Below are 23,449 nucleotides of genomic sequence, written 5' to 3' on the forward strand. Positions count from 1 at the left end.
TTAATCACCTAATGTATTGGTTATGAAACGATACGTGGTATTAGCACGATATACATCCTCTGGATTTAATGTGACCGATGGAAAGCTTGGATGATGGATGGCATCCGGCAGCCCTTGGGTCTCTAAGCAGACACCAAGATAATTTCTAGCCTTTACACCCGAAATTTCAAACTCTCCATCTAACATATTCGAAGTATAGAGAACAACGCAAGGCTGGTCGGTCGTCATCAGAAGGACACGTCCGCTCTCTTCCTCACTTAGCACAATCCGATTATTTCCTTCTTTTGAAAAAATAAGCGGGTGGTCGTAGCCTTTTCCTACCAAAACATTCTGGGGATAGGAAGTTTCCATGCCATCTTTCAATTTTCTTCCCGCAGTAAAATCAAATGGAGTATTGGCCGTCTCCAGCATTTTACCTGTTGGCATAAGGTCAGGAGCCAATTCTAAAAAGCGGTCACTATCTAATTGAAGGACGTGTCCCGAACAATCGCGTTTGATATTTCCGCTTAAATTAAAATAGGAGTGATTGGTTAAATTCACTACTGTTTTTTTGTCTGTTCTAGCTTCATAAGTTACTTTCAACTCATTATCATTTGTTAATAGATACGTTACTATGGTATCCAGATTTCCAGGGTAGCCTTCCTCCCCGTCTGGACTACGATAATGGAACCTCAATCCAACAGCATTTTCTTCCTCGACCTTTTCTGTTGCCCAAATCACGGAATCAAAACCTTTTACACCGCCATGCAGATGGTTCGGTGCCTCATTTTGAGCGAGTACATGTTCTTTTCCATCCAGTTCAAAACTTGCACCCTTAATTCTTCCCGCCACACGGCCGCAAACAGCTCCGAAATACGGCGAATATTTCGGATAGTCTTCAAAGTTGTCAAAGCCAAGGACTACATTTTCTAGCTTTCCGTTACGGTCAGGGACAATGATTTTCGTAATCACACAGCCGAAATTTAAACAAGATACAGACATGCCTGAATCATTGCAAAATGTATATTCGAACACTTCTGCTCCATTATAACGGCCAACAAGTTTATTTTCCATTTTCATTGCTATTCCACTTCCTTTTTTCAATTAGGTCACGTTTATAAGGTGCCAATAAAGCGGTGGAATCCTGCCTCTCCCTCTTGATTCCGCTTAAACACACCAGCATCTTCTAAGACTCTTAAAAACTTCTTGCCTACTTCTTCTCTTACCATCGCTTGCACATTAGATTCATTTGCAATCATTCCATAGTGGGCTTTTAATTCATTTGCCCAATCTAAATGATAGTCTGCGACTGCATCTGTTTTACCAAGCAGGAAGTTTTCTACTTCTTCTAGCTCTCCTTTAAGGCGGGCAGGCAGCACTGCCAATCCCATTACCTCAATCAGACCGATATTTTCTTTCTTAATATGATGGACATCGGCATGTGGATGAAAAATTCCTAGTGGATGTTCGTCACTTGTCCGGTTATTACGGAGAACCAAATCTAGTTCAAACAAGTCACCATTTTTCCGGGCGATCGGGGTAACCGTATTATGCGGTGTCTCATCCGTCCGAGCCAATATACCAAGGGCTTCATCACTGTAAGCTTTCCATCTTTCAAAAATATGGGCTCCTGCTTCCACCAGATTCCCTGTTTCAGATGATCGTAAACGAATCACTGACATCGGCCATTTAACGACAGAGCATTCCACATTCGGAAAACCATCAATGGTAAAGCTCCAATCAGCCCCGGCCTTTGCCATTGCAAATTGATAATTCCCGCCTTGATAATGCTCATGCGATAATATCGAGCCGCCGACTATTGGAATATCAGCATTAGACCCTAAGAAGTAGTGTGGGAATTGCTCCACAAATGCCAACAGTCTTTCAAACGTCAATGGACTGATCTTCATGTCTGTATGTTTTTCCGATAAGACAATGCAATGCTCGTTATAGTAAACATATGGTGAATACTGTAAATGCCAATTTTCATCTGTTAAATTCACTCTGATCATCCGGTGATTTGAGCGGGCCGGGTGGCCGATTCTTCCTGCATACCCTTCATTTTCGATACAAAGCAAACATTTCGGATAGCTGGATTTCTTTGCGAGCTTCTCTAGTTCGATACTCTTTGGATCTTTTTCCGGTTTCGATAAATTAATAGTAATATCTAACTCGCCGTACTCGGTCGCGGCCTTGTACTCGATATTTTGACGGATTCGTTTCATCTGGATGTAATTGCTATTTTTACTTAGTTGATAGAAATATTCGGTCGCCTGCTCTGGACTTTGTTGATATTTTTCATAAAACTGCTGGTTCACACTTGAAGGCCGTGCGATAAAGCAATTCATAATTTTACTAGAAAATATATCCTTTACATCAAAAATATCTTCGATGATGCCTTGTTCCACTGCATACTTAACGATTCTATCAAGGAGTTCAGGAATTTCCGGGATACTTGCCCCGATCTCAACTTCCTTATACTCCTCCAATTGCAGCAGTGCAAGCACTTGATTCCTTGCGTATATTTCGTCTTCCCGCTCAATTAACTGAGTGGCAAGCGCCTGTTGAACTAAATGTTGGACTAATTGAAAAATCATATTGATCGCCACCTATTTTTGATAACCATTTGGATGATGTTTATGCCAATTCCAAGCATCTGTTATAATTTGTTCAATTGATGTTCTTGAGGGGTTCCAGCCGAGTACTTGCTTAGCTTTGTCCGATGAAGCAATCAGTGTACTAGGGTCGCCTGCGCGACGTTCTCCCATTTGGACCGGAATATCTAACTGTGTTACAGCTTTAGCCGTCTCGATAATCTCTTTTACTGAAAACCCTTGGCTTGATCCAAGATTGAAATAATTACTTTCCCCGCCATTTTGTAAATACTTCAGCGCTAAAATGTGGGCTCCAATCAAGTCCTCTACATGGATATAATCACGTACGCACGTACCATCCGCTGTATCATAGTCTTCTCCAAACACAATAATGGCAGGTCTTTTCCCAAGTGCAGCTTCGAGAACAACCGGAATCAAATGCGTCTCAGGATTGTGGTCTTCCCCAATCACACCTTCACTTCGCGCTCCCGCCACATTAAAGTAACGCAATGCCACAAAATGAATCCCGAATCCTTTTTCGCACCAACCCATCATTTTTTCCATTGCAAGTTTCGTTTCACCATATGTGTTCGTCGGCCTTGTTTCCGCTGCTTCGGTGATTGGCATTACCCTCTGTTCACCATATACAGCTGCGGTTGAAGAAAAGACGATGTGCTTTACGCCAAATTCCTTCATTATTTCGAGAACAACCTGTGTACCAAATACATTGTTATCATAGTATTTTAACGGCTCTACCATCGATTCCCCGACGAGAGAATTGGCGGCAAAGTGGATGATTCCTTCAATCTTTTCTTTTTGAAAAACAGACCGTATGAACTCTCGATTACGGATATCTCCTTCGTAAAAGTGTGCCTTTGGATGAAGTGCATCACGGTGGCCTGTTTGCAAATTGTCAATAACAACCACTTCATAACCCTGATCAATTAATTGGTATACGGCATGTGATCCGATATAGCCCGCTCCGCCTAATACAAGAATACTCATGATACCAACATCTCCTTATAATTGTTTCGCTCCGTCACCAATGCAGGCTACGTAAAAATCCGCCTCATAACCAATCTTGTCAGCATATACTACTCCTACGTTGTTAATAAAGCTTTCCACCTCATCATTTTCCACTATTGCAATCGCACAGCCGCCAAAGCCTGCGCCAGTCATTCGTGCCCCAAGCACCCCTGGCTGTTTCCATGCTGCTTCTACTAAACTGTCAAGCTCAATCCCGGTCACCTCATAATCGTCTCTTAGTGAGATGTGTGATTGGTTGATCAATTGTCCGAATGCCTCTAGATTTCCAGCTTTAAGTTCTTCAAGTGCACGCAATGTTCTAATATTTTCATACACCGCATGCTTTGCCCGTTTACGAACTGTTTCGTTAGTAATCAAGTACTGATTCTCATCAAACTCACTGTCTGAAAGCTGACCCAGAGCTTCAATTGGAAGCTTCTGCTGCAACTGCGATAAAGCCTCTTCACATTCTCCTCTGCGTTCATTATATTTAGAGTCTGCTAGCTCACGGCGCTTGTTAGTATTCATAATTATAATTTTGTAGTTTTCTAATTTAATAGGTGCGTATTCATATTTGAGCGTCTGACAATCAAGTAAAATCCCTGCATCTTTCTTTCCCATACCAATCGCAAATTGGTCCATAATTCCACTATTAACGCCAATAAACTGATTTTCAACCTGCTTGCCAATTTTAATTAGATCAAGTCGTGGAATTTCTAAGCCATACAACCCTGCAACTAAAACCCCGGTTAATAGTTCAATGGATGCTGAAGAAGAAAGACCTGCACCATTTGGAATATTTCCTTCGATGACACACTCAAAACCGGTAGGGATTGGGTATCCTGCCTCTAAAATGTAGCGAATCATCCCTTTTGGATAGTTAGCCCAATTGTGATCTTTATTGTAATCAAGCTGGTCTAATGTAAACTCAATAATCCCTTTGTCAGGGAAGTTAGCTGAATACAAGCGGACTTTCCTGTCTTCACGCTTCTTAGCAGCTGCATAAGTCCCGTACGTAATCGCACATGGAAAAACATGGCCGCCATTATAGTCTGTATGTTCACCAATTAAATTAATTCTCCCTGGAGCAAAGAAAGACTTCTCAGGCGCTTTTTCAAAAATTCCATCAAATATTGAGTTAAGTGTTGTATTGTTCATTTTATCGTCCTCCACAAATGTAATCCTTTTCATTTCTTTTAATAATTTAATATGTTTATTTACTTTTATTTTACTCGCCCTAGTAAAATATATCAATCTTTTTACTAAAAAATTACTAAAAACTTTACAAACTAAAAGAGGTGCATACTTTTATGCACCTCTTCTTTTAAATTTTAATTCTTTTATTTCATTGCGGACTGATATATTTCTTGAAAGGGAACCTGGTGTTCTCTTGCGGCTTTTGCCACATCTTCGTATTCAGGGGCTTGGTGCAGCATCCTATTCTCCATAAACGCCTGCTTCACCTTTATCTTTCCATAAGGTGTGTCAGCAATAAAAAATTTTCTTTCCAGAATTTTACGGCTCCAATGACTTCTTCGGACCCCAAGAGTCGTGGTTTCAACCAACAAGATTTCTTCACAGAGATCGGCTGATTCTATGGATGCCAAGACCGTCACAAGCGTACCTGGCCGATTTTTCTTCATGTAAACTGGTGTATAAAATACATCGAGTGCACCCGCTGACAAGAGTCGCTCCATCGTATACCCAAAACCTTCCCCTGTCATATCATCCAGTTGCGCCTCCAACACAAAAATTGATTCACGTTCTTGTAAATCTTTAGCTTTTAATGTTTTTTTTAAGTCGGATGCTGTAATAAGCATCACTCTTAATACATTCGGATGATCAAAGTCTTTCTCCCCAGCACCATACCCAATCTCTTCTACTGTAAATCCACCCGGAAGGATAAATTCTTTCACAAGTGCTCGTAAAATTCCTGCTCCAGTTGGGGTTGTTAATTCCCCCTTAACGTTTAGTTCAGCTAGCGGAATTCCCCTTAGTAATTCCATCGTCGCTGGGGCGGGGATTGGATATAAACCATGCGCCATCCACTTTTTTCCTGATCCTGTTGGTACAGGTGAGGCATAAATGTCGTCAATACCAAGACTTTCAAGTGCTAAGCAAACACCAATTGTGTCAATAATTGAATCCATTGCTCCCACCTCATGGAAATGAACATCACTAGGATCGACCCCATGAATTTTTCCTTCAGCAATCGCGATTTCTTTAAAAATTGCCAGACTTCGCTCTTTTACCCTCGGCGGAAGATCACTTTGCTCAATCATTTCCAAAATCATCGCTGCACTTCGATGGACATGATCATGCCCATGTTCGTGGCTATGACTTTGCCCATGCACGTGGATATGGTCATGATTGTGGCTATGATTATGCTCGTGAACATGGTCATGGCTGTGATTATGACCATGCCCGTGAACATGGTCATGACTGTGATTATGTCCATGCTCGTAAACATGGTCATGGCTGTGATTATGTCCATGCTCGTGACTGTGCTCATGACTATGGATATGTTCACTATTTTCTGAGGATAATGGAAAATTGATTTCCAATTTGGTTGCATTGATACCAAGTTTAATGATTTTATGTACTTTAATTTCAAATGGATCCACTGGTAATTTCCTTAAATGATCCACTATATATGATGAATCCGCCCCCATATCGATTAGCGCACCCAATGTCATATCCCCTGAAATCCCAGAAATACAGTCTAAATAAATCGCTTTCATTATGATTTCCTCCCAGGTCAGCATTTATATAAACTTACGGTATAGCCAGAGAACAACAGGACAAGATTTTTCTTGTCCCATCTTGTTCACTTCCTCTAGCTCAAAGAAGAGACTTACTCCCTTTTATTCGCCCAATGGTCCTTCCTTAATGGCTTGTTGAATCATGGAAGCAGCCACGGCGGCACCAAATCCATTGTCAATATTCACCACGGTTACACCAGCGGCACATGAAGTAAGCATAGAAAGCAACGGTGTCAATCCAGATAAATGGGCACCATAACCAACGCTAGTTGGAACAGCAATGACAGGACGGCGTACCAACCCACCCACAGCGCTTGCTAATGCCCCTTCCATTCCGGCAACAACAATGACAATGCTGGCCTCCTGAATCCGTTTCCGTTGAGCGAGCAGTCGATCAATACCGGCCACGCCAACATCATAAATACGGTCCACTTCATTTCCCATCCATTCAGCCGTCTGCGCCGCTTCCTGGGCAACTGGCAAATCAGCGGTTCCTGCTGAAAGAACCGCGACCTTCCCTGCAAATCGCTTTTCCCCATGGCCGATCGTGATTAAGCGCGACATCGGATCATAATTGGCATCAGGGAAATCCTGCTGAATGATCTCGGCCATTTTTTCAGTAGCTTGCGTAACCATGGCCTTGCCGTGCTTTTGATAGATGCGGGAAAAAATAATTTGAACCTGCTCGACCGTTTTTCCTCTTCCGAAAATAACCTCAGGAAAGCCTGTCCGGGATTCCCGGTCATAGTCAATTTTCACAAATCCCAAATCTTCAAACCCCTGTATCTCTTGTTCAGCTTGATTTACTGAGATTTCCCCGTTCTGAACACGATGTAATATTTCCTGTAAACTCATGTTGTCTCCTCCTTTGTCTTATGAAAATACCTGTGCTTCCTCTATCTTGTGATGCCGTACTTTTTCATCTTTTTAATTACGGTGGTATGGGAGACTCCAAGAGCCTGTCCTACCTTCCGAATGGAACCATATCGACTGAGTGATTCAATGATTAAATCACGTTCTAATACATTAAAGGCGTTATAGTTATCGGATTCATTTATTTCTGTCATTTGAGGATTGGAAGCAGCTATTGCAACCTTCGAGTTTCCCTTTGGTATTGCTGGATGGTACACTGTCCTTGCCAACGGGCCTTCCAATGTCATAACATCCTCAGGGAGATGATGCAGTAGTATGGTAGGTTCAAATATCGTAACTACCAAACGCTCAATTAGATTAGACAACTGACGAACATTACCCGGCCATGAATAATTTTTTAGCGCATGGATGACTTGCGAGTCAATCATTTTTTGGATTCCATGTTTTTGATTGTAGCGATTTAAAAAGTACTGAATCATCGCTGGAATGTCCTCATGTCTTTCCCGCAATGGAGGAATATGAATTGGCACCACATATAACCGGTAATATAAATCCTCCCGAAATAATCCCATTTGAATTCTTTCTTGCAAATTCCGATGTGTTGCAGCAATAATACGGCAATTTACCTGAATCGGCTCAACCCCGCCTACCCTAGTAAACTCTTGTTCTTGGAGGACACGGAGAACTTTCACTTGAAGGGAAGATGACATTTCTCCGATTTCATCTAAAAAAATCACTCCTCCTTCGGCAGCTTCAAACAGTCCTTTTTTTCCCGATCTGCTAGCACCTGTGAAAGCCCCTGCCTCATATCCGAACAACTCTGATTCGAGCAAATCCGCAGGAAGAGCACCGCAATTGATTTTTACAAATGTCCCCTTCGAACGCCGGCTATTCTTATGAATAAAATTTGCGAGAACTTCTTTTCCAACTCCAGACTCTCCCAAAATCAAAACTGTGGAATCAAAATCGGCTACCCTTCCTGCTAAATCAAACACACTTACCATTTTCGGAGAGACGGCAATCACTTCGTCGGAAAGGACTTGCTTACGAAGCTTCAATATTTCTAATTGATACTCCTGGCTTCGTTTTTGCACAAAATTCAATTCTTCCCTCAGCCTGGCAAGTTCTGTCATATCTCGGACGGTCGCAACAGCACCTTGCATTTTTCCAAATTCATCAATAATGGGTACAGCACTTACAATATGTTCTTGACCGGTTGGATATCGCTGCAGTCCAATTACTTCTCGTTTTTCCTGTAACGCTTTCCATGTAATCGAAGGTTCCTGAAAAACCCCTTGGCTAAACAGTTCAGTCAAATGCCGGCCGATAAAACGGTTTTCTAAAATGCCGGAAAAACGGGACATGGCTGGGTTCACCCTTGTCACCACGCCAAGCGAATCTGTAATTAAAATTCCATCATACGCAGAATCTATAACGGCATCAAGATGCTTTCGCTGCTCATATACTTCCTTATATTTATCCCAAATGACTCTTTTTTGTTCGACTATCTTACCTGTCTCTGCTATGCCCAAAAATTGATTTTCTTTATCTACCACGCCAACTAGACTAAACTTGACAGGCAGTTTTATATCTATTATCTTAGTATCCTTGTAGAAGAAGGGGGCATCTTGAACCCATATTCCCATTTCTGTCCCTGAAGGAAATGAATTTGAAAACAATTGAAATACACCGGACCAGCATCCTTGATCAATGACTGGTATTTCCTCAATGGATAACGCTTTCATTTTCACTACAATTTGGTCGTATTCATTCTGAAGCATGTTCGACTCAACCATAAATGCAGGTTTTTGTGTTATATCTGAGAGAAGCATTGTTTCCCCCTCCATTTACCAAAATAAGCGGTTTATTTAAAAATTCACACTTATTTTATTTATACCTTAAAACACAGATGCTGGAAACTATTTATTAAACCATTGATAATTTAGGCGTTTTTATTGTTTCATTTAAACTACCAGAACGGTAACCTTGCAAATCAATGGTGATATACATATATCCAATACTCTTCAGTTTGCTGACAATCATTTCGTTAAAACCTGCCAATTTCTGGATATCTTGCGGTACAACTTCGATACGTGCTAATTTTTCATGCTGTCGCACCCTAACTTGACGGAAGCCGAGGTCCATTAGGAATTGTTCCGCCTTATCTATCATCGTTAACTTCTCTTGCGTAATCTTCTCACCATATGGAATCCTAGAAGAAAGACAGGCAAAAGAAGGCTTATCCCAAGTACGTAAATTCATTTGATAGGATAAGGCACGAATGTCCGCTTTCGTTAACTCCACATCCTGCAGCGGAGCACGAACCCCTTTTTCCTTTGCAGCCTTAAACCCTGGGCGATAGTCACTCAAATCATCAGCAATGGCTCCAAAAATAACTTGATCAAACCCACGTTCTTGGGCAACCGGAATCAAATTGGTGAAAAGCTCCTGTTTGCAAAAATAACAACGATTGATTGGATTTTCTGCATATCCTGGAATATTCAATTCGCTTGTGTGAATAACCAAATGTTCGCAGCCAATTTCTTTCGCTAAACTCATCGCTTCTTTCAGCTCGCGCTCAGGATAAGTCTCAGCATCAGATGTTACTGCAAGGACATTTTTTGCTCCTAAAGCTTCCACTGCCGCCTTAAGCAAAAAAGTACTGTCAACGCCACCAGAAAAAGCGACGGCAACGCGGTTAAACCCTTTAAGACTCTCTAGTAACTTTTCATATTTTAATTGATGTGACATGCTGAAACTCTCCCTTTTTAATAATTAATTTATATTAATGTAAATTGAAAATCAGTTTGACTCTAGTGAGATCTGTGATCCTAGCATTTTTAAAACAACACTAGCCTTTTTTGTAAAGTCTTACCTTTCCTTAAAACCAACTTGCACGCTGCCAACACCGCCGAAATGGGCTGTATAAACATCTCCCGGCTTCGCCTCATATGCTTTTGTAAAAGAGCCTGAGAGAACGATATCTCCCGCTTTTAATCCTTCACCAAATGCAGCCAGCTTGTTACACAACCATGCCACGGCTGCCGCCGGATGACCGAGCACCGCTGCGCCTGCAGCTGTATCGATGACTTCACCGTTTTGCTCCAATACCAGCCCAATCGTCCGTAGATCCAAGTCACTCACTCGACTTCCATAGCTCCCCAATACCAATGCCCCGTATGAAGCATTATCTGCTACCGTATCTTGAATCTTAATCTCCCAATTTCTGACGCGGCTATCAATAATTTCAAAAGCGGGCACGATATAATCCGTTGCCCGGATCACATCATGGAAGTGTACCCCCGGTCCCATTAAATCGTGTTTCATCACGAAGGCCAATTCTGCTTCTACCTTTGGCTGCAGAAATTGCTGATAGTCTACAAAACTTCCTTCCGGTAAAAGGGTATCATCGAACAATGAACCAAAATCTGGTTCAGGAACGCCTAGAGCATTCTGCATAGCCTTTGAAGTTAAGCCAATCTTATGTCCAATCACACGACTTCCGGAATCGAGTTTCCAAGCCTGGACTTGCTTTTGAATAGCGTATGCATCTTCGAGCGTAAGATTAGGGTACATTTCTGTCAACGGCGCAATCGGCTCTTTATTTTTATCTGCTTCCCATAATTGTTTCACTGCTTGTTCGATCATCAGACTCATCTAGACTCTCCCTTTCTATCCTTCTATAAAAATAGTAGTTTTTAATTTGTATGATTTCCATGATGATGTGCATGACCGTGAGTACCCACTGTTCTCATCCACCGCTCCCGAAGAAGATCGGCCAACTGTTCTCCAAGGATTTCCGGTTCGGGCTGCTTTTCGATACTCTCCACAAGCACATCTGCACAAAGCCGCACTTCTTCATTCGGTCCGGGAAGTGTAACCACATAGCTTAATCCTTCTTTAGCGACTCCAATCCGAATCCCATCCTTTACGTGCCTTCCATGTCCGCGAGTAAATTTTGCAATATATGGTGTTGCAGCATCGGGGCAAACCTTTAGCAAAGCTTCAACCGAACAATCTTTATCTTCGGCGCCAACCCCGCCGGTGGTAATAATCAAGCCAAATCCCTGTTCGAGGGCCTGTCTTAATGCCCCTGCAATCTCGTCAATATCGTCCTCTAACGGCCGATGAGATTGCACCTTACACCCTGCTTCAGTAAACCTGTTCACAAGGTAAGGCGTATTGGTATCTTCTATCATGCCCCTTCCAACTTCAAATCCAGTAGGGAATACCTTCACACGGCGGCGAATCCGGTTTTGAATCTCGTTACCCATCGCTGCACTCTGCTCAACCACCTTTTTCCCTTCTATTGGAGATAATGCGATCATCCCCAATACTCCTTCGGAATGAATGTCCGGTTCCGGACCAAAATTCACACCTGGAAGCGAACCTACTGCTTTTAACAATTCTTCTTTCTTTCCTACAAACTGATCATCATTTATGGTCTGAACGAGTAAATCCAATGCGATATGATCCTCGCGAACATCGATAACAAATACCCGGTCCCTTGGGAGCTTTAGCACCTCAGCCACTGTATTGGAAATATCCGATAAGTCACAATCACTTAGATATACATCGGTTAAACGGAGTTCTGTTTTATTTAAAAGACTATATTCCACTTCTTTTCGCCTCCCTCAATTTTTATGACTCTCTTTGCTGACTGTTTATTCGGACAATTTAACCTCTAGACGCATATCGAGTAAGGGAGCGTTTAGAATCGAAGCACCTACATCGACCAAATCAACCGGAACATCACGAAGCAAAAGCAGTGTCTCTTCTGTTACGCTGCCCGCAAAAGCTACCTTTACCCGATGGCGGGCATTAAGCTGATCCAAGATTTGCAGAACAATTTTAAGATCGTTCAACGATCCTGTATCCACCATAAGGACATTCGCTCTTCCATGAACCGCGGCCTCTGTCTCCTCAGCGATAGATTGCAATTCCCCACGGATTTGAATCACGGTCTTATGGTCAGGAAACTGTGCAGCCGCTTGAAGTGCTTGGCCGACTCCTCCAAACATCGAAACATAATTTTTATCGATATAGACAAACGGACCTTCAACCATTCGCATCCCAATCCCCCCTGCCGCCAGTGCAGCGTGTAGACCAGGCTTGGATTCCTGCGGGAGTTTCTTCCATCCCCCGCACACCACCTTCAAATTGCTTCCTGCAATAATCTGCAGTTGTCGTGCCCGAGTGGCATAGCCGGACGGAACCATCATCGACCCAAGCACCCGGTCTTCAGCTATAGCAACACTTTTCGGCGTACCTCGAAAGGTTAAGATGACATCCCCCGGCTTTACTGCCGCGCCATCTTCTAAACAAGTTAATAGTTCAAGGCCAAGTTCATATACAAACGCAACAGCACACATGCTATTTGCCAATATCCCATAGTTCGTAGCTACCACTTGTGCTGTAAATAGGCGTTCTTGAATGGGTATAAACAATGTATCACGCAAATCATATACAGCTGCTTCTTTTTTGTGCTGAGTTATTTCCAACATGTTTCTGATCATCCTCCTACTCACATAGATCTCTGTGTGCGATATCGATGTACTTTTTCAACTGGAATTTGTTGGGATTTCCACTGCCATCACCCATTTCAGCAGCTCGGTTCAATATCCTTTTTTGTGACGGTATTACAGCCGATCATGATTGAAGCGCATTCATTCTAATTAACGCCAGTTGGAGTTCCTTCACTTTTTATAATTGCAAGATTTGTGCCAAGCGTAAATATAGGGGTTAATACGAATCCATGGAACCCACCTAGTTCCATTTATCAATCAGTGGTTTCCACAATAATGGAAACCATGTGTTTCCATTTTAGTATGCATGGCAACTTTAAATGATTCCGCATTGGAACTCTCTTCGATTCGTTATATTTTTCCTGTTCTTGACTGCTTCCTGTTTATGCTACAATCGAAAGAAAATGGGACATGAAAGGAGAGGGCAGCAATGACAGGTGCATATATTGAATGTTTCGAAGGGGTGGACAACGAAAGGTTATTAGGTGCTTGGTTCGATCTGGGATTACCCGAAAATGAATGGCGTTCGTATATGGGTAAAATTGGTGTACATGAAAATAATCTTGCGGTTCAGCGAATGAAAGTGAAAGGAATTGCGGCAACGTCTGCCTGTATTTATCCATTTAAACTGCATGGTTCTATGAATCTATCCGATATGGAAAAAATAATCGATAACTGGGAGCTGCCACAAATAGTAAAAGAAAAAAGCAAACTGTTTTTTCAACACTGGGGTGCGGCCGAAGCAGTTGTGCGTGATACGAACCCTAGCCTCATACCTTTTGATCAAGAGAATTCTGCAGAAATACTCTGTTACACGGTTGGAAACATCTTGGCCTGGCATTTGATAGGAGAACCGGAATGTTATGTTTCCACCATTAATCTGGGAAGCGGGTGGAACCAATATGACGAGGGGTGGAAAGTATTTCCTGAACCAGCAACCGTTCAATTATTACTAGGATACCCTACCTTGACTTCCGGAGCGGCTGGAGGAATAACCAGCACCGCAGCTGCTGCTCTCATTCGAACCTTAGCTGTACCTGCTCCACAATCGGCATTTATTACGGAAAAAGTAGGATATGGAGCCGGACCAGAATATGCTTCCACGAACATTCTGCGGATTCAGCTTGGAGAGTGGTGCACCTCTTCTCAAACGGTGAAATCTTCCAATCCCCAAAAAAGAACGATTGTGATTGAAACCAACATTGACGATATGAACCCTGAATTAGCAGGCTATCTCATCCAGCGCCTTTTATCCATTGGGGCAATGGATGCGTACATCATTCCAATCATCATGAAAAAGGGACGCCCTGGATTGCAGCTTCGGGTAGCCTGTAAGACTGAACGGCAAAAAGAAATCCAAGAGGAAATAGTACGTCAGACAACCACCATCGGGATGCGTCATTATACAGTCAGTGGTTGGGCCGTTCCCCATAAAATTGTCCAGGTAAAAACTTCTTTTGGTGAATTGCCGGTCAAGATTGCTTTCTTGGACGGAGAAATTGTAAATGTGGCTCCGGAATATGAAGCCTGTCGACAAGTAGCTGAATCCCTCGGAATTTCAGGAAAACGAGTCTATCAGACCGTTCTAGGCGAGGCTCTGGCACAATATCCATTCACATCTAAACAATAACCATACATAAGAATAGGGGTTGACTAGCTTGTTTTAGCTGGTCAACCCCTACTTTATGAAATATAGCTTATCCTGTTATCCCAATATGAGATCAGATGTCAATTTACTGCATCCAAATTTTAAATAAGCCCTCTGTTACTCCTAAGTTATACATATAGTAAAGTCCAAATGCGGTACTGATTAGCCCGGTAATTCTTGTCAGTTTTAAATTTACACTTTCCTTTTTCGCACTAAGGACAAACGGAATGCCAATAATCGTTGTAAATCCAAGCATACCAATGGTCGTTCCCAGGCCAAAGATAAGAATATATACGGCCCCTTCCCAAACACTTGTAACTGAACTCATGGTTAACAGCACCATTGCCGCACTTCCGCCAAGCCCATGCACTAAGCCAATCAGCAAAGACTTACGATAGGAAATCTTTTTATGCTCATGCAAGTGTGGAGCACCTTCAGCGCGATGATGAAAATGATCATGAACAACCTCATTATGCTGATGTTCATGATGATGGACTTTTTTAAAGGAAAGAATACTTGCTATGCCTAAATAAACTAGCATAATCCCAACTAAAAACTCAAAGGACATCGCCCACTCTTCCGGTATGTTCCCCTTCATAATAATCAAGATGATTCCAACTAAAAATAGTGTTGCAGTATGCCCGATTCCCCAAAAAACCCCTGCCAGAGAAGAGCGCCATAATTTTTTACTTTGACTAGCAATTGTAGAAACCGCAATGACATGATCAGGTTCAATTGCATGTTTGATCCCAAGAATAAATCCTAAAAATAGTATAGATAGTAAGCTGCCTTCCATTTTTCCCACTCCTGTCTTAATAATATGTCTGGCCCGGCAGCAGTCTTCAATCATTTAAAGGGTGCTCTCTGCTGCGTAGTTGATTGCTAGTTAGAACATCACTAGTTTTCTATTCTTTTCACTATTCTAGATGTTCAGCTTTAATAGAGGCCTTAAAATCAACATAATCCTCTGTTTTCACTTCATTGTATCCCGGAATATATACCGGTAAATAACGCATCGGTTCACTATTCAACGGAACGGTACAATCCAATCCCATCTTTGATCCTACACCATCCTCTGTAGAAGGGTCCAGTTTCGATCCCTGGGACTCGTGGATGAGTACCAAATCTTTTTGGGCTTGAAAGCGGGTGGCAATCACCCACTCCACTTCCTCCATGTTAAAAATATCAATTTCTTCATCGACGACAACCACATGTTTAATGTCGAAACTATTCGCAAAGGCGGCGATAATAGCATTTTTCGCCTCTCCCTGGGTTCTTTTCTTAATCGACACTATTGCATGATAGCGGCAGGTTCCTCCTGGGCTCATATGGACGGCCTTAACGCCTGGAACCGTTTGACGGATGCTTTGAAACAAGCTTGCCTCCCGAGGAATCCCACCCAATAAAAAGTGCTCGTAGCATGCAGGTACAATCGTATAGAAGATCGGGTTATTTCGGTGCGTGACCGCACTAATTTGAACAACTTCCTTATTACTGCGTGGTCCATAATATTTGGGGAATTCTCCAAAAGGTCCTTCCGGCTCGCGAACATGGGGCAAAATCCTGCCCTCTAGGACAATTTCAGCAGATGCAGGTACATCAATATCAACCGTCTCGCAGCGAACCACTTCCAATGGTTCTCCGCGCAGGCTGCCGGCAATCTCTAATTCATCCACACCATATGGCGTGCTTGCTTGCGAAGCTAGTAATGTAACCGGGTCTACTCCGATAGCAATGGCACATTCCAATGCCCTTCCCGCCTCCTCTGCCTCTTTAAACAGATGAAACGTGTGGCGTGGAAGGAGTAAGACGCCAAGCTTGTCCTTTCCTGAAACCTGTAGACGATGAATGGCGACGTTCTGCTTGCGGGTTTCAGGATCCCGAACAATAAACAGTCCAGCTGTAATATAGTTGCCTGAATCTTTCTCGTGATGAACGGGAATCGGAAGCAGCTTCATTAAGTCGATATCTCCGAGAATGATATTTTCTTTAACCGGAGCCTCCGCATCATTCACCAATCGACAGGGTGTCGGCGAAGCCACCGCTTCATTAAACTTATGGATAATTCCGTATTGATCAGTTTCGAGTGCTTCAGCAAAATCTTCCCGGCTGGAACAAATGCCAGAAACAACTGGTATCGAATAATCTTCTACATTTGTAAAATAAGTGGCCTTTTTTCCATCCAATTTTTTGCTTACTGCGGCAATCTCATACTGTAAACTGACGTTTCGATTAATAACAGCCAAACGGCCTTCGGTCTGAAGGTGCTTCAACCATGTCCTGAATGTTTTAGCTCGCATACTAGCATTTCCCCCTATTATATAAAATCAATGTTAGGTAACTCTATTTATTTTTTATAAAAAATGTTTAGATGTTCAAAATTACTTCTAACATATTTTTACAGCCATTACATTTGTAATTGATAGTAACAGCCTATAAATTAATAAGCGCATTCTTCCGCTCCTCTGAGCTTAATTTCACAAGTCAATTAATCTAATGCAAGTATTGTGCCAATTGCTATATGATTACAGACGACGATAAACTGGTCACTTTAATTACCAGTTTTGGTGCCTATCACTTCCAAAATGGAAACTATTCTGTCCCAAAAAGTTTCCACATCACAATCACCACGATGGATAGACAGGGAACCAACAAACTAAATACGATCAGTTTTCTGAGCAGCTTCGCCTCGGAACTGGAATCCATACCGGACGATTTAACAGCAACTTCGAGCGCTTGAGGAGCTATCATTTTCCCGCCGACCGCCGCAACTGCAAAGCAAGCCGCAATTCCAACAGCGGGCAGACCGGTAATTTGGGCCGCATAAGCCTGCATACCGCCAAACAGGGCAATTGAAGCTGCATTACTGCCCGTTAAAAAGGTTCCAAGCCAGCCCATTAGTGGAGCCACCACCATATATCCAGCGGCTAAATGTCCAAATGGATAGTCAAGCGTACCAGCAATACCACTATAAACCATTAAAAACCCAACAGATGAGATCATCGATAAATTAAATGCCACCATTCCAACAGAACTTAAAGAAGAGAACAGCATCCTAATCCAGTTTAGCAAGCCCATACCAGATGTTAACGCAGTAAACAACGAAGCTAAAATGATGGCTGTTCCCGGTGAGGCAAGAAAATTATTTTTCCAGGATACAGATATCACATCATGTCCAAATGGAGCTTCTGTCATAATCTGTCGATCCAGAAACGGCATGGGCCATGCTTTCCCTACCACTTCCAATATTGATTGGAGGGATGGGATATTCCAGATGGAAACAAACACGGTTAAGAGGACAAACGGCCACCAGCTTTTCAACCACTTTTTCGGTGACAATTTTTCAATAAAAATCCCTTTCTGTTTGCCTAACAGGAAAATGACAACAATATAGACAGCTGCACCGACAATCGCTCCTAAATAGGGAGAGACAAAAAGGACACTTAAGAGAGTAGCGGCGGCATAACTGCAGCCTCCAATGAAGATCTGTTTAAAGAATTTCCTTGTTGATTGAAAGCCGCAGGTGGCTAAACAGGTAATAAGTGGCGCCGCCAGTGCAGGAATGATATCGAAAAAAGCAACCTGTCGGATTGTTTCCTCCAAAGGCTGCTCAGTCACCTTGGAAAGGAGAATCACTGGAACTCCAACCGCACCAAATACAGCCGGTATCGCACTGGAAGAAAGCGTGGCGAGCGCACTTTTTCTTGGTTCAACGCCTAATTGCACCAGAAGCGCAGTAACAATCGCGACTGGCGCCAAGAATCCAGCTGTGCTATCAATAAAAGCAGTCAACCCAAATCCGACGAGAAGCACTTTCCATTCTATTCCCTCTTCTGCCGTCTTAAGCGTATTTTTAATGCGATTAATATACCCGCATTTGTCGGCCACCCGAAACAAAAAGATTGAACTCCAAATCATATAAAAGAGTGGAAAAAGTGCAAAAAGAATCCCATAAAACACGGTACTTGTAATCATCGATACTGGCATTTTCCAAACTGTCCCTGCTAATCCGGCGGTCAGAAGCAAAACCAATCCATAGGTAAGGGCTGGTTTTAACCATCCCATGACAAGCAGGAGGCAAAGGATAAATAAGGGTAAGATACCCAAGAGTACCGACCAGCCGATTGGGGCGATGGGAGTATAGGTTTGTACGAACATGGTTGATACACCTCAACTCACAATTAAAATCTAATTTGATAGAATTTGATAAATATAGGAAAAAGCAATACCAACAAACTTGTTGATATTGCCTTTTAATAAGATTTACATATTGAAGATCCCATTTGGTTCTAGTACAAGAATCTCTTAAAAATTTTCCTTCTTTTCCCACAAGATGATCTCCTGGTTTGGCTGCTTAAAAATGTGATCAATTAACATGACAACCAATGGCGTAAGGCCGGCAATATAAATATTATCGATTCCCAACGGGTTCCCTGCCAAATACCAAGCAGTGGTTATGATTACGGCAAGAATCATTCCCCAGGTTGCCCCGCGGCCGCTGCTGAATTTCGGGAAATAGAACATCAGCACAACGATTACCGCGATCGTTGTCCGCAATGCTCTAGCAAAAAAGATTGTCGTTAAAATTTGCGGAGCAAATATTGCAAAAGGGATCGGAAGCAGCCCCATCACGACAGTCGCAATTCGGGAGAACCGCAGCTTTTGCTTTTCGGTTGCACTTTTGTTGAAAAAGGGAATATAAAAATCCTTTAGTATCAAAGCCGCAGAACCAATTGTACTTGCAGCAACAGTACCAAAGACCGCAGCAATCAAACCGGCAACGACCAATCCACCCAGAACAGGGTTCATCAAAGTAGTCATGATCGGCAAAGCCTGAGCTGAAGGAATAGTTGGAAATAGGCTTTTTGCAGCCATCCCAATTACCGCCGCAATAATCCCAACAGGAATAACCAATAATCCTGAATAAATACTTGCTTTTTTTGCCTGTGCTTGGTCACTAGTGGAACATACCGCTTGGATTATATATTGAGTTGAAAAAATAGACCCAATATTGGCAATGGTCCACGCAATAATCATAGGCCAGCCTATTCCAGTCCAGCTAAACATTTGGGGTTTAAGGTCTAAAGATACTCCAGCAAATCCTCCCGCTGCCGCCAATCCAAATGATAAGGCAAGGATTAATCCTAAATACTTGAATGCCACATGGATCAAATTTGTATAAGCTACGGCAAACATTCCGCCTGCAGTAACATACACCACAGTGATCAATCCTACTAAAATAGCTGCCAATGAATGTGGTATTTTAAGAATCGCAGATAATGTTGCCGCACCACCTGCATACATGGAGACGTTTACTACACATAATGCATAAATCATAATAAGCGAAGTAATAACCATTGCGCTTTTTCCATAGGATTTGGAAATGGCACCGGAAATGGTGTACTCCCCTCGTTCATGAAACTTTTTGGCAAGAGTATAAGCAAATAGTATAAACGCAAGCGCTAGAGTAATTAGATTCCAAGAGGCGGAAATCCCCTTGTCGAAAGCGGTTTGTGCCGTCCCTAGAGTTGAACCGGTACCGATAAACTCGGACATCATTAAAAGACCAATGATTAAGGGGCCAAACTCTTTTCCACCTGTCATATACTTATCAGAACTCTTTGAAAACTTCTTGGTGTAGAGACCTATGCCTGTTGTAATTAGTACATAAAGTAAAGCAATGCCCAAAATAATCGTACTTGCAGCCACTGTCGATCCCTCTTCCCATATATAATCACAATATAGCTTTTAATAAGGCTAAAACTTCATCGTCAGAAGGCTGACGCGGATTCATTTTCATCATCCCGCTCTTGAATGAATCCTTCGCAATATCAGCAAGCTTCTCCTCCGTTACCCCCACATCTCTTAGTCTTGTTGGAAGCCCAATTGACTCAACAAGTCTTGCAACAGCACCACCTGCTTGAGACGCTAACGCCTCCTGGTTCTCACCCTTCACTCCCATCTGTTCAGCAATTCTTGCTGCTTTTTCCGGAAGAGCAGCCGCATTGAATTCAATTACACTTGGAAGTAATAGTCCAATTGCAACCCCATGTGGAACATGACAGTGACCGGACAGGGCGCTGCCAATCGCATGGGCTAACCCTAAAAATCCGTTATTAAAAGCCATCCCTGCTAATAAGCTGCCATGTGATAGGCCAACGCGTGCTTCCACTTCATGCCCTCGTTCGACCGCACTGCGAAGATGTCCATTCACCATATGGATAGCCTCCATCGCAAGTGCATCCGATACAGGGCTGGATAGAATTGAAAAGTATGTTTCAATTCCGTGAGCCAAAGCATCAATTCCTGATGCAGCGGTCATTTTTACTGGTAAACTCATTGTCAAGGCAGGGTCGACAATCGCAATAGTTGGCGCCATATATGGACTGGTCACCGTTACCTTCACATTATTTTGCCAATCCGAATAAACGCCGAACATGGTTACCTCACTCCCGGTACCAGATGTGGTTGGGATGGCGATAAGCGGAAGTGTTGGCGCAACAGGGACCCGATTTACCCCGGCATAATCACCGATGCTGCCCCCATTTGCGGAAACTACCCGGATCCCCTTCGCGGTATCAATCGGACTTCCGCCGCCGACTGCGACAATACAGTCATACACCTTTTGCCGAAAAATTTCATAACCATTGTTGATGGTCTCAAGACTCGGGTCGGGTTCTACCCCTGTAAAGATATCGAATAAAATCTCTGATTTTTCCAAAGATCCAGTTAATCCTGCAAGCAATCCAGCTGATTCGACCCCTTTATCCGTTACTAAAAACACCTGTTTAACTCCAAGCTTTTGAAGCCGTTGTCCCAGCTCAACAGCCTTTCCATACCCGAATTCAATTAGAGTAGGAAGATTAAACGAGAATTTAAAATCGGTTGCCTTTACTAAATGTCCTGTTGTCACGGTATCCCCTCCTTTTTATTCCTGTTTTGATTAATCGATTTCAAAATGAATGTGTTTTGTCTCACAATATTCATTTAATCCATCAATACCGCGGGTACGTCCTTGACCACTTTGCTTATAACCGCCAAATTCAGCTTCTGGGAAGTTCCTGTTGTACGTGTTAATCCATACGGTACCTGCTTTAATTCCTCTCGACATTTTCATCGCTCGGTTTAAATTGGTTGTCCAGACACCTGCAGCAAGTCCAAAATCGGAATCATTGGCCATGGTGAGTGCTTCTTCATCATTAGAGAAAGACTGAATAGCTAGAACCGGTCCAAAGATTTCCTCCTGCACGACTCTAGAGGATGACGACAGTTCATCGATAATAGTTGGTGCTATAAAAAAGCCTTTATCATATTCCCCACCTGTTAAGCGGTAACCGCCTGTAACGATTTTTCCTTCCTTACGTCCCATTTCGATATAGTCTGTCACGATATCCAACTGACTTTGCGAAATAACTGGCCCCATATCCGTTGTTTCAAGAATTCCATTCCCGACCTTCAGATTCTCCGCATATTGTTTTAAGCCGGCAATCACTTCATGTTTAATAGATTCATGGACTAACAATCGAGAACCGGCCATACAAATCTGTCCGGCGGTGTTAAAGATCGAGCGGCCTATCAGAGGGATTGCCTTCCTTAAATTTGCATCTGCAAATACAACATTGGGCGATTTTCCACCTAGTTCTAATGCCAGCTTCTTAATATTGCTTGTTGCCATTTCCATGATCGTCTTACCTGTGGAAGTATCTCCAGTGAAGCTGATCATATCGATCTTCTTGCTTGTTCCCATCGCTGCACCTATTGATCTTCCAGGTCCAGTCACAATGCTAACTATCCCTTTGGTGAAATCAGGAACTTGGTCAATGAGTTTGAAAATTTCCACTGAAATAGCCGGTGTGAGACTTGCCGGTTTAACAATTACACCGTTACCAGCTGCCAAAGCAGGAGCTAATTCCCGAACCATCAAAAGGGCCGGCCAGTTCCATGGGCTGATAATTCCAACTACGCCAATCGGCTCTTTTGCAATAACCCCAAAATTTTGCGATTCAAGCTGAATCGAGCGCCCAAATACGGTCCGGGATGCACCGGCAAAGTATTTTAAGGTATCAATACAACCCGCAATCTCGCCTCGGGATTCATTGATGGTTTTCCCTTGCTCGATCGTTAAAACTCTTGCAAGATGCTCCTTGTTCTCTTCCATTTTTTGAGCTAAACCTAACAAAGCGTTGTAGCGGCGCTTCGGATTATAGCCCCAGTCACTAGTGTTAAACGCATGAAAAACGGTATCAATTGCATATTCCACATCCTGAACCGTTGATTTTTGCGCGTAGCCCACCACTTCACCAGTAGCCGGGTTTTTTGATTCCAATAATTCTTTTGAAGAAGATTCCGTCCATTCCCCATTGATGAGATTATAATATGTAGTCTGTTTTTGATCGATTAATGTAGACATATCCCTACTCCTCTCATGTCCATTCATTTATCATTTTTCTATCGGATGTTCCATACCTGACCATCGCGTAAATAAATTAGCTTCAAGATCAAATTGATCAAGTGCTTTCTGAACACTTTGATTTACAATATCATCAATTGTTTTAGGTAAATGATAGAAAGACGGAACCGGCGGAAGAATCACTCCTCCCATTTGGGTAACGTTCATCATATGTTGGATATGCCCAAGATGTAAGGGCGTCTCACGTAGAAGAAGCACCAGCTTTCTGCGTTCCTTTAACTGAACATCTGCCGCCCTGGTCAGCAATTCATTATTAAAACTATTAGCGATACCGGCCAGTGTCTTGATTGAGCATGGTGCGACTATCATTCCTTTTACTTTAAAAGAACCACTTGAAATAGCGGCCCCCAAATCACGATTTTCATATACCTCTGAAGCCATTCTATAAACATCCTGAAAACGATAATCTGTTTCGTACTCGATCGTTTTCCTGGCTGTTTCACTGATTACAAGGTGAACTTCCACCCCCAGCCGGTACAATGCTTCCACGGTGCGAACGCCATATATAGCACCGCTCGCACCGGAAATACCCACGACCATTTTCATGTTTATTCACCTCCTGTAGTTTACAA

The 23,449-nt window shown here is 42.7% G+C and carries 19 protein-coding genes; 1 reads left to right on the forward strand and 18 read right to left on the reverse strand.

Going from position 1 to position 23,449, the window contains the following annotated elements; genetic code table 11:
• The 11 genes from COD92_RS00645 to COD92_RS00695 all read right to left on the reverse strand — a co-directional run bounded on the left by COD92_RS00645 (nt 1) and on the right by COD92_RS00695 (nt 12,738).
• Nucleotides 1-1,059, reverse strand: coding sequence for an aldose epimerase family protein (locus COD92_RS00645; RefSeq protein WP_098531102.1), 1,059 nt, complete (start codon nt 1,057-1,059; stop codon nt 1-3).
• A gap of 35 nt (nt 1,060-1,094) precedes the next feature.
• Complete coding sequence (gene galT, locus COD92_RS00650; RefSeq protein WP_098995825.1) at nt 1,095-2,576, reverse strand: UDP-glucose--hexose-1-phosphate uridylyltransferase; 1,482 nt, start codon at nt 2,574-2,576, stop codon at nt 1,095-1,097.
• A gap of 12 nt (nt 2,577-2,588) precedes the next feature.
• Complete coding sequence (galE, locus tag COD92_RS00655) at nt 2,589-3,578, reverse strand: UDP-glucose 4-epimerase GalE (protein WP_098531104.1); 990 nt, start codon at nt 3,576-3,578, stop codon at nt 2,589-2,591.
• A gap of 15 nt (nt 3,579-3,593) precedes the next feature.
• A complete protein-coding gene (locus tag COD92_RS00660) occupies nt 3,594-4,757 on the reverse strand; it encodes a galactokinase (RefSeq protein ID WP_098531105.1) in 1,164 nt (387 codons plus the stop codon).
• 182 nt (nt 4,758-4,939) lie between these two features.
• Complete coding sequence (gene larC / locus COD92_RS00665; protein WP_218011289.1) at nt 4,940-6,340, reverse strand: nickel pincer cofactor biosynthesis protein LarC; 1,401 nt, start codon at nt 6,338-6,340, stop codon at nt 4,940-4,942.
• Nucleotides 6,341-6,463: 123 nt separating this feature from the next.
• Nucleotides 6,464-7,216 carry a nickel pincer cofactor biosynthesis protein LarB gene (gene larB / locus COD92_RS00670; RefSeq protein ID WP_098531106.1) on the reverse strand — a complete coding sequence of 251 codons (753 nt, stop codon included), beginning with the start codon at nt 7,214-7,216 and terminating at the stop codon, nt 6,464-6,466.
• 41 nt (nt 7,217-7,257) lie between these two features.
• Nucleotides 7,258-9,066, reverse strand: coding sequence for a sigma-54 interaction domain-containing protein (locus COD92_RS00675; RefSeq protein WP_176550381.1), 1,809 nt, complete (start codon nt 9,064-9,066; stop codon nt 7,258-7,260).
• A gap of 94 nt (nt 9,067-9,160) precedes the next feature.
• Nucleotides 9,161-9,985 carry an ATP-dependent sacrificial sulfur transferase LarE gene (larE, locus tag COD92_RS00680; RefSeq protein ID WP_098995827.1) on the reverse strand — a complete coding sequence of 275 codons (825 nt, stop codon included), beginning with the start codon at nt 9,983-9,985 and terminating at the stop codon, nt 9,161-9,163.
• Between the two features lie 120 nt (nt 9,986-10,105).
• Complete coding sequence (locus COD92_RS00685) at nt 10,106-10,891, reverse strand: 2-keto-4-pentenoate hydratase (protein ID WP_176541245.1); 786 nt, start codon at nt 10,889-10,891, stop codon at nt 10,106-10,108.
• A 41-nt stretch (nt 10,892-10,932) separates the two neighbouring features.
• On the reverse strand, nt 10,933-11,853 hold the full coding sequence (locus tag COD92_RS00690; protein WP_098531109.1) for a molybdopterin-binding protein: 921 nt from the start codon (nt 11,851-11,853) through the stop codon (nt 10,933-10,935).
• A gap of 45 nt (nt 11,854-11,898) precedes the next feature.
• Nucleotides 11,899-12,738, reverse strand: coding sequence for a beta/alpha barrel domain-containing protein (locus COD92_RS00695; RefSeq protein ID WP_176541246.1), 840 nt, complete (start codon nt 12,736-12,738; stop codon nt 11,899-11,901).
• A gap of 451 nt (nt 12,739-13,189) precedes the next feature.
• Here COD92_RS00695 and larC2 point away from each other — a divergent pair, with 451 nt between their 5' ends.
• Nucleotides 13,190-14,389: a nickel pincer cofactor biosynthesis protein LarC2 gene (gene larC2, locus COD92_RS00700; RefSeq protein ID WP_098995828.1), complete on the forward strand. Its 1,200-nt coding sequence runs from the start codon at nt 13,190-13,192 to the stop codon at nt 14,387-14,389.
• A 103-nt stretch (nt 14,390-14,492) separates the two neighbouring features.
• On the opposite strand, the gene COD92_RS00705 is transcribed toward larC2, so the two are convergent.
• From COD92_RS00705 to COD92_RS00735, 7 genes are all read right to left on the reverse strand, one after another.
• Nucleotides 14,493-15,203, reverse strand: coding sequence for a HoxN/HupN/NixA family nickel/cobalt transporter (locus tag COD92_RS00705; protein WP_098531112.1), 711 nt, complete (start codon nt 15,201-15,203; stop codon nt 14,493-14,495).
• Between the two features lie 121 nt (nt 15,204-15,324).
• A complete protein-coding gene (locus COD92_RS00710; protein ID WP_098531113.1) occupies nt 15,325-16,707 on the reverse strand; it encodes a UbiD family decarboxylase in 1,383 nt (460 codons plus the stop codon).
• 292 nt (nt 16,708-16,999) lie between these two features.
• Nucleotides 17,000-18,565 carry an L-lactate permease gene (locus tag COD92_RS00715; RefSeq protein ID WP_098995829.1) on the reverse strand — a complete coding sequence of 522 codons (1,566 nt, stop codon included), beginning with the start codon at nt 18,563-18,565 and terminating at the stop codon, nt 17,000-17,002.
• Nucleotides 18,566-18,712: 147 nt separating this feature from the next.
• Nucleotides 18,713-20,116 carry a sodium:solute symporter family protein gene (locus COD92_RS00720; protein ID WP_098531115.1) on the reverse strand — a complete coding sequence of 468 codons (1,404 nt, stop codon included), beginning with the start codon at nt 20,114-20,116 and terminating at the stop codon, nt 18,713-18,715.
• Between the two features lie 25 nt (nt 20,117-20,141).
• Nucleotides 20,142-21,320: an iron-containing alcohol dehydrogenase family protein gene (locus COD92_RS00725; protein ID WP_098531116.1), complete on the reverse strand. Its 1,179-nt coding sequence runs from the start codon at nt 21,318-21,320 to the stop codon at nt 20,142-20,144.
• 30 nt (nt 21,321-21,350) lie between these two features.
• The gene (locus COD92_RS00730; RefSeq protein ID WP_098531117.1) at nt 21,351-22,817 is read right to left on the reverse strand and encodes an aldehyde dehydrogenase family protein; all 1,467 of its coding nucleotides are present in this window, start codon (nt 22,815-22,817) and stop codon (nt 21,351-21,353) included.
• A gap of 30 nt (nt 22,818-22,847) precedes the next feature.
• A complete protein-coding gene (locus COD92_RS00735) occupies nt 22,848-23,423 on the reverse strand; it encodes a UbiX family flavin prenyltransferase (protein ID WP_098531118.1) in 576 nt (191 codons plus the stop codon).
• Nucleotides 23,424-23,449 lie beyond the last annotated feature (26 nt).

This window comes from Bacillus sp. AFS037270 (genome assembly GCF_002585305.1).